We start from the raw sequence: 15,053 nt of genomic DNA on the forward strand, positions 1-15,053 counted from the left end.
CTGAGCCAGGATCAAACTCTCCAATAAAGTTTGACTTGCTCATTTCTTAACTGACGAGAATTTGTTCAATTCTCTATTTCAACGTCCCACCGAAGTGGTTCGTTTTACTCACTCGTTGTTCAGTTTTCAAAGATCAACTTCCTCGTCGCCAGCGAATCTAGTTCGCATCAGCAACTCTTATAATATATCACATTCTCAGTTACTTAGCAAGCTTTTATTGAAAAACTTTTAATTCATTGAAAGCTGCGATATATTCCCGCTCAGAAGCGGCAAAAAATAATATACCACAGCATTTCTATGTAGGTCAACCCTTTTTTAAATAAATCAGTAAATGACTTCTTCTATATAGAGCTGCCGCTGCTGCATCAGGTTAATGATCTCTCCCTGAACGGATACCATCGGTCTGGTTGGATGCTGGCTATCGGTAAAAACAATCTCTCCCGAAGTCCCGTTGCTCAGGCGCACGCAAGTACCTGAATGGAGGGCCGTTACCTTTTGAATAAATGTCTGGACGATCTTGGGGTCCAGCTTGCCGAAGGCTTCCAGCTGGATTTGTTCCAGCACAACATAGGGCGACTGGGCATTCCGATAGAACTTATCCAATGTCATCGCATGAAAGATATCCGTAACGGCGACGATCTTGGCATAGATATGAATCTTGTTCCCCTCAAGGCGGAGCGGATATCCAGAGCCATCCACTTTTTCATGATGCTGAAGAGCTGCGAGCCGTACTCCTTCATTCACTGCCGCCACATTCTTGAGAATCTGATAACCATAGGTCGTATGCTGACGTACTTCCTCGTTCTCTTCTTCGGTTAGCTTGGAAGGTTTATTCAACACAATGGGATCAATCTTGGCATTTCCGATATCATGCAGCAACCCTGCAAAAGCGACCTGCATCCAATCTTTCTGCGGAAGCCCCACCCATTGTGCCAGCTTATAGGAGGAAAGGGCGCAAAGCACAGCACTGTGATACCGGTAATCATGGCGATTCGTCATGCGTGGAATAAATTTAAGAATGTGATACTCATGCTGGTGCTTCAATAAGTTTTCCATCTGATTACGAACTTCATACATTCGAAGCTCGCCTGTTATTGCGGATTGATAACAGTTTTTGACCAAGGTCATGGTCTTGTCATATTCCTCATGCAAGGCCAGATCTTTTCGGGCAGGCGCTTCTTCGTTCCCGTTGCCCTGTTGATTCCCCGTAAAGATCAGCGAAGGCTTTTGCCCTGCGGATTTTACGGTCGGTATTCTTGTGCTCTCCGCTTCAACGGACTCTACGGTAACATGGTCCACCATGAAGGCCTTCAACACTTCCAGATCCCGGGGAAGCAATACCTTGCCTTTTTGAAGCAACAGTCCCCCCAGAGGCGTATGTACATCTTTAGCCAGCTTTACTCCGGCCACTACTTCATTTACGGCTTTGATCGTCATGATCAACCCTCTCCATCTAATAAGCTGCGTCATGGCAGCTAACTTCACCTTATAATATACATATTATAGTTCGTCTTCCGCAGCCTGTACAATACCAATTCCCTGAATTTGTAATCCGATAAAACAAAAAAAGAGCATGGATGCAAATCTGCATCCATGCCAAGCTTCTTCGTTATTCTTCGGTCGGCTCGGCCGGCTCGATTGGTTCTGCGCCGTCTTGGCCTACTTCTCCCTCTTCGTCGGCATCCGGCTCATCGCTCTTATCCGCACGGCAGACGGTACCTACGGCATCGTCCTCGCGGATGTTGATCAGCTTCACGCCTTGAGCATAGCGGCCCATGGTGGAGATGCCCTCCATGCTCGTACGGATGATGGTGCCGCTTGCCGTAATGATCATGAGGTCTTCTTCCGATTTCACGACCTTCAGTGCCACAACCGGTCCATTCTTCTCCGTAATATTGATGGTCTTGATCCCTTTACCGCCACGGGTCTGGCTGCGGTAGTCGCTTGCAGGCGTCCGCTTGCCGTAACCTTTGGTCGTTACAATGAGGATATCAAGCTCCTGGTCTACTACGTCCATGCCAATGACTTCATCATTGTCGTCCAGCGTGATCCCTTTCACCCCGGTCGCGCTTCTTCCCATCGAGCGAACATCGCTCTCCTTGAAGCGGATGGACATTCCTTGCGCCGTTCCCATAATGATTTCTTGCTGACCGTCCGTCAGCTTCACCTCGATCAGGGAATCGTCCTCGCGCAGATTAATCGCAATCAGACCGCCCTTGCGGATATTCACATAATCCTCAAGCGGGGTTTTCTTAACGACACCCTGGCGCGTTGCAAAGAACAGGTAATTATCGCTGTCAAAGTTCTCCACCGGAATCACGGCATTGATCGATTCGCCCTGTTCAATTTGAATCAGGTTGATGATCGGCGTTCCGCGGGCGGTACGGCTCAGCTCTGGAATTTCATAGGCTTTTAACCGGTACGCCTTCCCTTTGTCCGTAAAGAACATCAGGTAATGGTGGGAATTCGTGACGAAGAGATGCTCGACAAAGTCCTCGCTCTTCGTATCCATCCCCACAACGCCGCGTCCGCCCCGCTTCTGGCTGCGATAGGTGTTCGCAGGCAGACGCTTGATGTAACCCGTATGCGTAATGGTGATGATCACTTCTTCGCGCGGAATCAGATCCTCGTCCAGGATGCTGTCTTCCCCGACCGTAATTTCGGTGCGGCGCTCATCCGCGAAGCGTTCCTTAATCTCTTGCAGCTCATCATTGATGATCTGAAGCACAAGATGCTCATTAGCCAAGATTTCACGGAGTTCCGCGATTCTGGCAAGCAATTCCTGATATTCGTTCTCGATCTTCTCCCGTTCGAGTCCGGTCAGGCGCTGCAGGCGCATATCCAGAATGGCCTGTGCCTGCTCATGACTGAGACCGAAACGCTCCATCAAGCCCTCGCGGGCAGCCTCTGTGGTTTGGGAAGCGCGAATGAGGGCAATGACCTCATCGAGATGATCCAGTGCGACACGCAAACCTTCGAGAATATGAGCGCGGGCCTCCGCCTTCTTGAGTTCGAACTCCGTCCGGCGGCGGATAACGCTGACCTGATGCTCCAAATAGTGGAACAGCACGTCGCGCAGGTTCAAGATCTTCGGCTCGTTGTTCACGATGGCCAGCATATTAATGCCGAAATTCGACTGCATGGCCGTATGCTTGTACAGGTTATTCAAAACGACATTCGGGTTGACGTCCCGGCGCAGCTCAATAACAATCCGCATGCCGTTACGATCCGATTCATCGCGCAGATCCGTAATGCCGTCAATTCGTTTTTCGCGAACCAATTCCGCAATTTTCTCAACCAGACGAGCCTTGTTCACTTGATAAGGAATCTCATGAACGACAATGCGCGCCTTGTTATTATTCTCTTCGATCGTCGCCTTCGCCCGCATCGTAACGGAACCGCGGCCCGTACGATAAGCCTGGCGAATGCCTTCACGTCCCAGAATATAACCCGCTGTCGGGAAATCCGGTCCTTGAATGTATTCCATCAGCTCCATCGGCGTGATGTCAGGGTTACGAATCATCGCCTGTACACCATCGATGACTTCACCAAGATTGTGAGGCGGAATATTGGTAGCCATCCCTACCGCGATCCCCGACACGCCGTTTACCAGCAAGTTAGGATAACGCGCAGGAAGAACCACCGGCTCCTGCTCCTCGCCGTCATAGTTCGGAGCAAAGTCTATCGTCTCTTTATTAATATCACGCAGCATTTCCATGGCAATCTTCGATAAACGAGCCTCGGTATACCGCATAGCCGCTGCCATATCGCCGTCGATGGAACCGAAGTTCCCGTGCCCATCAACAAGCATGTAACGCATGGAGAAGTCCTGCGCCATCCGGACCATGGATTCATAAACTGCGGAATCACCATGAGGATGGTACTTACCAATAACTTCGCCTACGATTCTTGCCGATTTCTTATGCGGTTTATCCGGAGCCATTCCAAGTTCGGACATCGCATACAGAATACGACGGTGTACTGGCTTCATTCCGTCCCGTACATCCGGCAAAGCCCGGCTGACAATGATGCTCATCGCGTAATCCATAAAGGACTCGCGCATCTCGGTACCAATGTCCCGATCTTTGATTTGGGAGAAATTTTCTTCCGCCATGCTGGACCTCCTTCATTTTCCTATCAACCATGCCTTGATCTATGTGAAAAAAGCAGAATAGTGATCAGAAACCTAGAAACGCACTAACCTTTATTATATTACTTTCACAAACATCGCACAATTAAACACGGGATGGATCAAGTGAAAGCATGATTTTTGCCCGGAAACCGGGATATACGCCCTGTCCTCCGTGCCCCTTTTCACATACAATGCATTGCAAAGGACTTTTCGAATCATCACATCTTTATATTATACCACTGTTTGTCATACTTGTCCTATGTTTTCCGGGCATCCCCTCTCTTGTCAGAGGCAGCCACACTCTTTTAAATCAACCGATCACACGAGTTTGTTTACGAGACAGGCAAAATCCTGTCACTCCAATCATACAGCTAAGAAAGGATGAAGATGTTTGACTATCCAACGCGTTGCAAGCAAGTGGGCGAAAACGAAAATACTGTTGAAAAACAAAGGCCTCGCCTCTTATGTTCCGGCTACCCGCCTATATTCATTGGAGACGCTTGAAGACATGCTGAATACGCATGCGCTTGTGTATATCAAGCCTGACCGGGGGACCTACGGCATCGGCGTGATGTCGGTCGAACAGCTCCATTCCCAAACCGCGGATACTGATGAAACAACGGATGCTTCCTACATGCTTCGTTACGACCATAAAACCGAAGTATTTACCTCTCTGGAGAGTCTCCATAAAACATTAAGCGCCTTGTTTCAAGGCAAGGATTATCTGGTTCAGCAAGGCATCCACCTGCTCCGTCATAAGGACCGTCCCTTTGATCTTCGTGTACTTACCCAGAAGAGTCCTTCCGGTCAGTGGGTGAGCACAGGAATAATTGGCCGGGTCGCGGCCAAAAATAAAATCATTACCAACCATCACAGCGGCGGCGTGGTTCATCACTACAAACCGCTAATGCTCGAGCATATGACGGCTGAAGAAGCAGGGAATATCCGCAGAGAACTGAATACGCTTGGAGTGAACGTCGCTTCGCAGCTGCAAAAAACGTATCCGAACCTGAAAGAAATCGGCCTGGATGTTGCGATTGACGATCGCTGGAACATTTGGATCCTGGAGGTTAATACCAAACCTGCCCTGTTCCCGTTCAAGAAATTCTTCAAGGATCCCAGCATCTACAAACAGGTAGAAAAATACGCCAATGCCTACGGACGCAACTTATCCAGCAAGAAGAAAACCAAAAAAACCGGTTAGCAAGTCTCTCTGAATCGATTGGGTCCTGTTATGCAACGACTCACGGCCTGTGCCCGTTATTAACGAAAAAAAGGGGTGTTCCCCTGAGGTCTCAAAGACCTTGGGGATACCCCTCTTTAGCTTGCAGTACTTTATACGTCCAAATTCCGGACCGACTTCGCATGCTCCTGAATGAAATCCCGGCGCGGCTCCACGTTATCGCCCATCAGGGTATCAAACAATGTATCGGCCAAGATCGCATCCTCGATCGTCACCTGGAGCATCGTACGGCTCTCGGGATCCATCGTCGTCTCCCACAGCTGGCCGGCGTTCATCTCACCGAGACCTTTGTAACGCTGTACGTTGATTTTGACGTTCTCGCCGAATTCCTTGATGATCTCGTCGCGTTCTCTCTCACTGCCGGCATACCGGATCACCTTGTTGCGCTCGATCTTGAAGAGCGGCGGTTGGGCAATGTAGATATAACCCGCTTCCACCAGCTTACGCATGTAACGGTAGAAGAACGTCAGCAGCAAGGTACGAATATGCGCACCGTCGACGTCGGCATCGGTCATGATAATGATTTTGTGGTAACGGGCTTTGGAGAGATCGAAATCCTCCGCAATCCCCGTGCCCAGAGCCGTAATGATGGCTCTGATCTCCGCATTGGACAGGATGCGGTCAAGCCGCGCCTTTTCCACGTTGAGGATTTTACCACGCAGCGGCAAAATCGCCTGGAAATGCCGATCGCGCCCCTGCTTGGCGGAACCGCCGGCAGAGTCACCTTCGACGATGTACAGCTCACTGATGGAAGCGTCCTTGGAGGAGCAGTCCGCCAGTTTACCCGGCAATGCGCTGACTTCAAGGGCGCTCTTCCGGCGCGTCATCTCGCGGGCTTTACGCGCCGCTTCGCGGGCACGCGATGCTTGGAGCGCCTTCTCCAGGATCCGGCGGGAAACCGCCGGGTTCTCCTGCAGGAACTCCTGCAGCTTCTCCGCGAACAAGGATTCCACGATCCCGCGCACTTCACTGTTGCCGAGCTTGGTCTTCGTTTGTCCTTCGAATTGCGGCTCCGGCACTTTGACCGAAATGATCGCCGTCAATCCTTCGCGCACGTCGTCACCCGACAAGTTGTTGTTATTGTCTTTGATCAATCCCGTTTTGCGGGCATAGTCATTGATGATCCGAGTGAGCGCGCTCTTAAAGCCGGATTCATGCGTTCCGCCTTCGTGCGTGTTGATATTATTGGCAAAAGAATAAATATTCTCGGTATAGCTGTCGTTATACTGAAGCGACACTTCCACCTGAATGTTATCCCGGGAACCCTCCACATAGATCGGGTCTTCGTGCAGAGCTTCCTTCTTCTCATTCAGGAATTTGACGTATTCGATAATACCGCCCTCGTACTTGAAGTAGTCGGAGGCCCCGGTACGTTCGTCCGTCAGCGTAAGCGCGATGCCCTTGTTCAGGAACGCCAGCTCACGGATCCGCGTCAGGAGAGTTGTATAGTCATAGACCGTCGTTTCCGTAAAAATCTCCGGATCCGGCAGGAAGGTTACCGTAGTCCCGTGATCGTCGGAATCCCCGATGATTTTGATGTCATATTGGGGTACGCCGCGATGATATTCCTGCTGGTAGATGTGCCCGTCACGTTTGACCTGAACCACGACTTTCGAAGACAGAGCATTCACGACCGAAACGCCGACACCATGCAGACCGCCGGATACTTTATATCCGCCGCCGCCAAATTTACCTCCGGCATGAAGGACGGTCATAACCACTTCCAGCGTCGACTTCTTCAGCTTGGCGTTCTCGCCGACCGGAATGCCGCGACCGTTATCGATAACGGTTATGCTGTTATCCTCATGGACAATGATTTCGATATGGTCGCATATTCCCGCCATCGCTTCGTCAATACTATTGTCCACAACTTCCCATACCAAATGATGCAAACCCTTGGCACTGGTAGATCCGATATACATACCCGGCCGTTTACGAACGGCTTCCAATCCTTCCAGTACCTGAATCTGATTCTCATCATATGTCGGTTGATTCATAGACATGCCTTCACCTACTTCTACAGATTCTGTTATGCCTGAGCTATAAAATGATTCGCTCGTTTCTTAAGTGTTGCAGAGGAAATCGGAGAGTAATAGACGATCGATTTCGTCACCACGATGGATTTCGGATCCTCTTCGCCAATCAACTCCACGACTTTATGCTGCTGGGCATGCGTGACGAACTGCTTGGAGATTTTCGAGGATTTCTCTATCGAGATATCGAATATCCCAACCAGCTCTGACGAACGGATGATCTTCTCTCCGCCCAAATGAATATACATATGGAATCACTCCTTAAGAGCCCACCTGTCCGTCATGGACATGAAAAATGCTGGCACCCTTCAATTTGTCGGTATTCAAACTCTCAATGCCCGTCGCCGTGATGAATGTCTGCACTTTGCTCTGGAATGTCTCGATCAATTGTGTCTGCCGGTACGGATCCAATTCAGAAAGCACATCATCCAGAAGCAGCACCGGATATTCACCGATCTCTTCCTGTATCAGCTCGATTTCAGCCAGTTTCAAAGATAGCGCCGTCGTCCGCTGCTGACCTTGAGATCCATACGTTTGGACTTCTTTGCCATTAATATAAAAAGCCAGATCATCTCGATGAGGACCTGCCAATGTCATACCGCGCCGTATTTCTTGCTCTTTCATTTGTGATAATTTTATCATAAATGTCTCAAATAAGACAGCTTCATCTTCTTCCTCCGCGTCAGCAAAGGATGGAAGGTAGTGCAAAGAGAGGTCTTCCAGGCCGTTGGTGATCCCCTGATGGATGCTTTCCGCCCACTTTTGCAGCTTTTTTATAAATTGTTTCCTCTTCTTGACGATTTTAACACCATGTTCTGCCAATTGGCTGTTCCAAATTTCAAGCATCGCCTGCTCGGCGCTGCCCTTCCCCCACAATTGCTTCAGCAGATTGTTGCGCTGCACGAGCACCTTCTGGTATTGCTGCAGATGAAACAGGTAGCTGGGGGCCACCTGCCCGATTTCCATGTCAAGAAACCGGCGGCGGACCCCCGGCGTGCCTTTGACAATCTCCAGATCCTCGGGCGCAAACATCACGACATTGAGCGAGCCAATGAAATCGCTAAGCTTCCGCTGCTCAAGCCCGTTGATTTTTGCCTTCTTCCCCTGCTGAGACAAGCTCAGCTCCAGCCTCAAAGTGCCGTACTTGCGGTCAATCTCGGCAGATATATGGGCACTGGACTGCTCGAACCCGATCAATTCGCGATCCTTGGAGGTACGATGGCTCTTCGTTAAAGCAAGCACGAAGAGCGCCTCCATCAAATTCGTCTTTCCTTGGGCATTGCGTCCGATGATCAAATTGACATCGCCAAATGCCTCAAGCTGCAGCTTCTCGTAATTTCGGTAATGCTGCAAGCTGACATTTTTGACAAACAAGCTAATCCTCTCCCTCGTCTTCCGCGCTTAGCGCCAAAGCGGCTGCGGGAGGCTATCTATTGTGCTGCCACCTGAAACGTCCCGCAATCCTCTACCTTGACGATGTCGCCGGGAACCAGTTTGCGTCCGCGCCGCTCTTCCTTCTCGTCGTTGACCAGAACTGCCCCTTCCGCGAGCAGCGCCTTCGCCATCCCACCTGTGGATACGCAATCGGATAGCTTCAAGAACTGATCCAGCTTGATATATTCACTGTGGATAAATATTTGTTTCATGACTTCGTCCTTTCATCCCTATCAACATGGGGATAACTTTAATTGGCCGTACGGTATGGCAGAATAATATATTGGCTCTTGCTGTCGTCGAGCGGCTTCAGGATGATCGGGCTCATGACGCCCATGAAAGCAATCATCAGCTGTTCGCTTTCAACCACCTTGAGCACGTCCAGCATGTATTTCGAGTTGAACGAGATGCGCAGCGGCTCCCCTTTGAAATCGATAAGGTCCAATTCTTCGCGAACTTTACCAAGCTCGGAGGAGCTGGAAGAGATTTCGATGCCGCCATGCTCCATCGTTTGGAGAAGAACAATGTTCGTTTTCTCCTCTTTGGAGAGCAGGTAGGCACGGTCGATCGACTCGCTTAATTTTTTTGTGTCCAAAACCAGTTCTGTTTTATGCGAGGTTGGAATAATTCTAGAAGTATCGGGATAAATGCCGTCCAATATACGGGAATAGAACAGAACACGGTCAATTTTAAATAATACCTGATTATCCGCGACAACGATATCAACCAGCGTATTTTGGTCTGGAATGATTTTGCTCAGCTCATTCAGCGTTTTGCCCGCAATCACGACATTGTTGAACGAAATGCCGTCAGCTCCCTCAAGATGGGCGGAGCGAGTAGCCAGTCTGTGACGGTCCGTGGCCGTAAATTTCAGCTCATTGTCGTTCAGACTCCATAATACACCCGTCAAAATAGGCGTGGTTTCATGTGTGGAAATGGAGAATACCGTTTGTTTGATCATGTTTTTCAACAGATCCCCTGGCAAAGAAACGGTTTGGCTGCCCTCGATATTAGGCAATACCGGGAATTCCTCCGGATCCAAGCCGACCATCTGGATTTCCGTGGCCCCCGAAGAAATAAAGGTCTGGAAGTTTTCTTTGACCTCCATCTGAATTTCCTGGGAAGGCAGTTTCTTGATGATTTCAACGAAGAATTTGGCTGGCAGCACAACGCTGCCAGGCTGCTCTACCTGAACGATGGTATGCTTCTCATCCTCCGCAGGAATAAACGATTGAATGGAAATATCCGTATCGCTGGCTGTTAGCGTGACGCCCGAATACGTGACATCCAGTTTAATGCCGCTGAGGATCGGGATCGTGGTTCGGCTGGAGATCGCCTTCGATACGTGTTGAATGGATTCGTTTAATACATTTTTTAATATGCTGATTTTCATCAAGTTCACTCCTTACGGAAAAATGAGAGGGGGTTTTTCTCTTGGCGAAAGCCAAAGGGATTCCCCTCTTTATGGTTAATTTATTTATTAATTATTATTAGTAATAGTAATAGGGACACTGAATATGTGGATAAGCCTCGTAAAAGGCATAAAATTAAGCCTATCCACATGTGTATAGATTGTGCATAGGCTTTGAACTTGTTCAGGTTGGATTTTTGATTTTCTCCGTAATGTTATTGACCACTTTGAAAAGCTCCTGGTCCGTTTTCAGAGATTGGGTAATCTTCTCATGGGCATGAATGACAGTGGTATGATCCCGGCCTCCGAATGCCTCTCCGATCTTGGGAAGGGAATAGTCGGTTAATTCGCGGGACAAGTACATGGCAATTTGCCGCGGAAACGCGACGGCTTTGGTCCGTTTGCGGGCTTTGAAGTCTTCCAGTCTCAGGTTGTAATACTCGCCGACCTTTTGTTGGATATCCTGAATCGTAATCATTCTCGGCCGGCTGGACGGGATGATATCCTTCAGGGCTTCGGCTGCCAGATGCGTTGTAACGTCCTGATTGGTCAGGGAGGAATAAGCGACGACACGGATAAGGGCACCTTCAAGCTCACGAATGTTCGTATCGATCTGATTGGCGATATACATCATGGCTTCGTTCGGAATATCCAGATTCTCGGCCTTGGCCTTCTTGCGAAGGATGGCGATCCGCGTCTCCAGATCCGGCGGTTGAATGTCGGTGATCAATCCCCATTCGAAGCGGGAACGGAGCCGTTCTTCCAGCGTCGGGATCTCCTTGGGGGGACGGTCACTGGATATGATAATCTGCTTCCGCTCTTCATGCAGGGCGTTAAACGTATGGAAAAATTCCTCCTGCGTCGATTCTTTCCCGGCCAAGAACTGGATATCGTCAATGAGCAGAATATCAACGTTGCGGTACTTGTTGCGGAAGCTTTCTGCGCGGTTGTCCCGAATGGAGTTGATGAACTCGTTGGTGAATTTCTCGGAGGAAATGTACACGACTTTGCTGCTGGGATTGTGCTCCAAAATGTAGTGGCCGATGGCATGCATCAAGTGCGTTTTTCCAAGACCTACTCCACCATATAGGAATAACGGGTTATACGCCTTAGCCGGAGCTTCGGCAACGGCGAGCGAGGCAGCATGTGCGAACCGGTTGCCCGAACCGATGACAAACGTGTCAAACGTGTACTTCGGATTCAGCATATGGGACTGAATTTCTTCACCGGATATTTCAAGCGGCGGCGAGGGCTGCTGCGGAGCAGGTTCGTGTGCCTTCGTCTCTTCGATCACGAAGCGAACGTCGACCTGCTTGCCCACCACCTCCAGCACGGTTGCACTAACCAGCTTGGTGTATCGGCTCTCCAGCCATTCCACAGCAAACGTTGTCGGCGCGGAAATGACGACGGAGTGATCGTTAATGGTCAATGCTTTGGTAGCTTTAAACCAAGTGTCAAAACTCGGTTTGCTCAGCTTGGTTTGTATGATCGATAATATTTCTTGCCATAATTCGGAAGTATGGCTTTCCAAAACTGTCACTCCTTTAAATCTTCCAAATGTGGCTAGAGCCATGTGTGGAATTGTCGAAAGAAAATGAATGATGTCTAATTATCCCCAGAACTAACTCCTGTGGAAACAAAAAAATATGGATAAATTGAAATTGTTCACAACTTTATCCACAGCCTGTTGATAATATTATAGCTTCATTCACATATTCACAACCAAAAGTAATATCATCATAGCAAAAGAAGGCCTTATTTTCAATGTATGTCGCTAATTTATCCACAAATTCAATACGTTGTGCATAATTATTATTCACACCACTATATATTGTTTATAATCTGTTCGGCATTCGACATCATTGGCCTCAAAGCGCGAAAAATTATTCACAGCTTGTCCGATTGGCAAGCAGAATTTTCTTCTCTCACCATCTGTTCATAACTTCTGGTTGAATGTTCTAGCAGCCGCACAATCGACCAAAGGTGAAAAATGGCTGTGGATAGTCATCCAAAGTCCTCAAACGGAATCTCCGAGTTTCCTTCGAGGGCTTTTTTTGTGACTCAACTTAATAATGGCTCTATAGTCGATCTCAAATGATAGATTCAGAACGCTTATGGCGTCGAATGGTCGGCGACCGTCCAGGAATGGCTCGGACCGCACCCGCGCAGTGTGCGTAGAAGTCTAAAAGCATCTGTTTATTGGCTGTTCCATTGCAACCTTCTTTGCGAACGACCGTACTATAAGGAAAAATGGACGGGGGAACCATGGATGCGGACCGAAGGGAAGGGCATGAGCTGGAGAAAAATAGGGGTGCTGCTTGCACTGGCGGCCCTATTGGTTCTGATCGCGGTATGGGCTCAGAGCTATTATTCGAAGAAAGTGTTTCATATGGAAGACATAAAGTACGCGAAATATGCCGATTCGGGAAACGGGACCGTCGAGTACAGAGGATCATTTGGCCGCGGGGAGCCAATCTATGTCCATGCCGATGAAGAGGGGAAAAGGGTCGAGATTGCCGGCGAAATATATGAAATACGGGCATATGGTAACGGATCGGGACATTCGGCGTCCTATGAAGTGATCTATCCTGACGGGAAAGTCTACCGCGTGGAACCGTTTGGAGACCGGAGCTTTCTTGCATACGACGAGAAGGGGGAGATGGTGATACCCGGCATGAGGTTCATGGACGGCAGCGGCCAAGTTTATCGATCCGATCCGGATGAGCCCCGCTATTTCCCCACGGAGCTGGCCAAGGCTGCTGACGAACGGTTTCATGACCCGAATGGCAGCATAGGATTCTTTTTGTTGGCGCTCGGGTTAGGGATCATGAACTGGTGCTTCTTCAAATATGAGCCTTTCCAGCGGTTTATGTTTCATATTTCGCCATCAAATTGGCTGTATGATAATCCGGAGCCCAGCGATTTCTACTTCTTTATGTGCAAGGCAGGGGGGATTTTCGGTATGGGATTCTCGCTGTGGATATTTTTTACGCATGCATTATTACAAAAAAAGCCCGTTTTCGTCATGGATCGGATCCAGCGAAAACGGGCTTTTCTTTAAGATATACGAATGTTTAGAACTTCGAAGTATCGCCTACCTGACTATTACCGAAGAAAACAACATCGGATGCCTGCTGTTTTAGGAGAAGGTACGTCGAACGGTGTTTTTCTTACTATAGTAAGCTTACGCGTTCTCGAATCTGCGCTGGAATTCGGTAATCGCTTCATAATCTTCCTCCAGCTTCCGGGAAATGCGGATGAAAATCGGCAGCAGCGCTTTATAAATATCGGCGCTTTCTTTTACTGGCTGGTGTTCATGGGTGCCGCCGACCATCGTCTCGACGATATCGAGCGATTCCACTCTGCCTGTGGCGTACAGTCCAAGGACCACTGCGCCAAGGCAAGAGCTCTCGTAGCTTTCCGGCACGATCACCTGCTGGTCAAAAATATCCGCCATCATCTGACGCCAGATCGGTGAACGGGCGAAACCGCCTGTGGCATGAATTTTGGCCGGCCGGCCGATTTGTTCCTCCATCGCCAGCAGAACGGTATACATATTAAAGATCACGCCCTCCAGCACGGAGCGGATCATATGCTCTTTTTTATGATTGAGCGTTAAGCCAAAGAACGAGCCGCGGGCATTCGGATCCCATAACGGCGCGCGTTCTCCCGTCAGGTACGGGTGAAACAGGAGTCCGTTCGAGCCGGGCGGAATACGGTCCGCGATTTTGGTCAGCACATCATAGGGATTGATCCCCAGACGCTTGGCCGTTTCGATCTCGGAGGCGGCAAATTCATCGCGAACCCAGCGGAAAATCATGCCCCCGTTATTGACCGCGCCGCCGATGACCCAATGCTTCTCCGTCAATGCATAGCAGAAAATACGTCCTTTCGGATCGGTCATCGGCTTGTCGACGACCGTACGGATGGCGCCGCTCGTACCGATCGTGGCTGCAACGACGCCCGGCTGGATGGCGTTCACGCCCAGGTTCGACAGAACTCCGTCGGCAGCGCCGAGCACGAACGGCGTGGAGACGGAGAGCCCCATGGCTGCGGCATACTCGCTTTTTAAGCCCTCCATGATATGTGTAGTAGGGACGATGGTCGACAAATGGTCCTCGGTGATGCCGGCGAGCTCCAGCGCCTGCGGATCCCATACCAACGCCTCGAGGTTCATCATCCCGGTGCTGGAAGCAATGGAATGGTCAACGACATATTGGCCGAACAGCTTGAAATAAACGTATTCTTTGATCGAAATGAATTTGGCTGCTTGCGAAAAGAGGGAGGGCAGCTCATGCCGCATCCACATCAGCTTGGTTACGGGTGACATGGGATGAATCGGAGTTCCGGTTCTAAGGTACAGCTCCATGCCGCCAAGTTCCTTTTTGAGCTTCGCCGACCAGGCTGCACTGCGGTTATCCGCCCAGGTAATGCAGCGGGTCAGCGGGGTGCCTTGGCTGTCCACGGCAATGACGCTGTGCATGGCTGCGCTAAAGGATACGAACAGCACTTGAGCCGGATCGATCCCGCTCTGCGTCATGACGCCTTGAACCGAGGCGATGACGGTTTGAAAGATTTGTTCCGGGTCTTGTTCGGCCGTAGAGGGAGTCGGTGTAAGCAGCGGATATTCGCCGCCGGCCTTGGCCACGACCTCACCGTTCTCCTTGAAAAGGACCGCTTTGGTGCTTGTTGTTCCGATATCGACGCCGATCATATAGTTATGTGTACTCAAGAGACCTACCTTCTTTCTACGTAAGGGCACCCGGCAGCTGCTTAAAAACAGCGCTTCGGGAGCCCTCA

General features: G+C 49.8%; 11 protein-coding genes. 2 read left to right on the forward strand and 9 right to left on the reverse strand.

From position 1 onward, the window contains the following. Window positions 1-324: 324 nt before the first annotated feature. Together RB298_RS22870 and gyrA are read right to left on the reverse strand one after the other, a co-directional pair. A complete protein-coding gene (locus RB298_RS22870) occupies window positions 325-1,437 on the reverse strand; it encodes an HD-GYP domain-containing protein (protein WP_009591541.1) in 1,113 nt (370 codons plus the stop codon). Between the two features lie 172 nt (window positions 1,438-1,609). Further along, the gene (gyrA, locus tag RB298_RS22875) at window positions 1,610-4,114 is read right to left on the reverse strand and encodes a DNA gyrase subunit A (RefSeq protein ID WP_090909556.1); all 2,505 of its coding nucleotides are present in this window, start codon (window positions 4,112-4,114) and stop codon (window positions 1,610-1,612) included. Window positions 4,115-4,523: 409 nt separating this feature from the next. Here gyrA and RB298_RS22880 point away from each other — a divergent pair, with 409 nt between their 5' ends. After that, the gene (locus RB298_RS22880; protein ID WP_096777278.1) at window positions 4,524-5,336 is read left to right on the forward strand and encodes a YheC/YheD family protein; all 813 of its coding nucleotides are present in this window, start codon (window positions 4,524-4,526) and stop codon (window positions 5,334-5,336) included. A gap of 131 nt (window positions 5,337-5,467) precedes the next feature. Here the strand turns inward: RB298_RS22880 and gyrB are convergent, their stop codons facing one another. From gyrB to dnaA, 6 genes are all read right to left on the reverse strand, one after another. Beyond that, a complete protein-coding gene (gene gyrB / locus RB298_RS22885; RefSeq protein WP_096777277.1) occupies window positions 5,468-7,378 on the reverse strand; it encodes a DNA topoisomerase (ATP-hydrolyzing) subunit B in 1,911 nt (636 codons plus the stop codon). A gap of 26 nt (window positions 7,379-7,404) precedes the next feature. Beyond that, window positions 7,405-7,656: an extracellular matrix regulator RemB gene (gene remB / locus RB298_RS22890; protein ID WP_012818294.1), complete on the reverse strand. Its 252-nt coding sequence runs from the start codon at window positions 7,654-7,656 to the stop codon at window positions 7,405-7,407. A gap of 13 nt (window positions 7,657-7,669) precedes the next feature. Beyond that, the gene (gene recF / locus RB298_RS22895) at window positions 7,670-8,782 is read right to left on the reverse strand and encodes a DNA replication/repair protein RecF (protein ID WP_009591496.1); all 1,113 of its coding nucleotides are present in this window, start codon (window positions 8,780-8,782) and stop codon (window positions 7,670-7,672) included. A gap of 56 nt (window positions 8,783-8,838) precedes the next feature. Next, window positions 8,839-9,054, reverse strand: a complete 216-nt coding sequence (yaaA, locus tag RB298_RS22900; RefSeq protein WP_009591516.1) for a S4 domain-containing protein YaaA — start codon at window positions 9,052-9,054, stop codon at window positions 8,839-8,841. A 38-nt stretch (window positions 9,055-9,092) separates the two neighbouring features. Continuing rightward, on the reverse strand, window positions 9,093-10,235 hold the full coding sequence (dnaN, locus tag RB298_RS22905; RefSeq protein WP_012818292.1) for a DNA polymerase III subunit beta: 1,143 nt from the start codon (window positions 10,233-10,235) through the stop codon (window positions 9,093-9,095). Window positions 10,236-10,437: 202 nt separating this feature from the next. After that, on the reverse strand, window positions 10,438-11,784 hold the full coding sequence (dnaA, locus tag RB298_RS22910; protein ID WP_009591521.1) for a chromosomal replication initiator protein DnaA: 1,347 nt from the start codon (window positions 11,782-11,784) through the stop codon (window positions 10,438-10,440). Window positions 11,785-12,522: 738 nt separating this feature from the next. Here dnaA and RB298_RS22915 point away from each other — a divergent pair. After that, window positions 12,523-13,314: a DUF6199 family natural product biosynthesis protein gene (locus RB298_RS22915; RefSeq protein ID WP_486048723.1), complete on the forward strand. Its 792-nt coding sequence runs from the start codon at window positions 12,523-12,525 to the stop codon at window positions 13,312-13,314. Between the two features lie 123 nt (window positions 13,315-13,437). Here the strand turns inward: RB298_RS22915 and gntK are convergent, their stop codons facing one another. Continuing rightward, window positions 13,438-14,967 (reverse strand): gluconokinase, encoded by a 1,530-nt coding sequence (gene gntK, locus RB298_RS22920; protein ID WP_486048832.1) that lies wholly within the window; start codon window positions 14,965-14,967, stop codon window positions 13,438-13,440. Window positions 14,968-15,053 lie beyond the last annotated feature (86 nt).

Source organism: Priestia sp. BR_2, from assembly GCF_041954005.1.
Taxonomy (GTDB): Bacteria; Bacillota; Bacilli; order Paenibacillales; family Paenibacillaceae; genus Paenibacillus_AQ; species Paenibacillus_AQ lautus_A.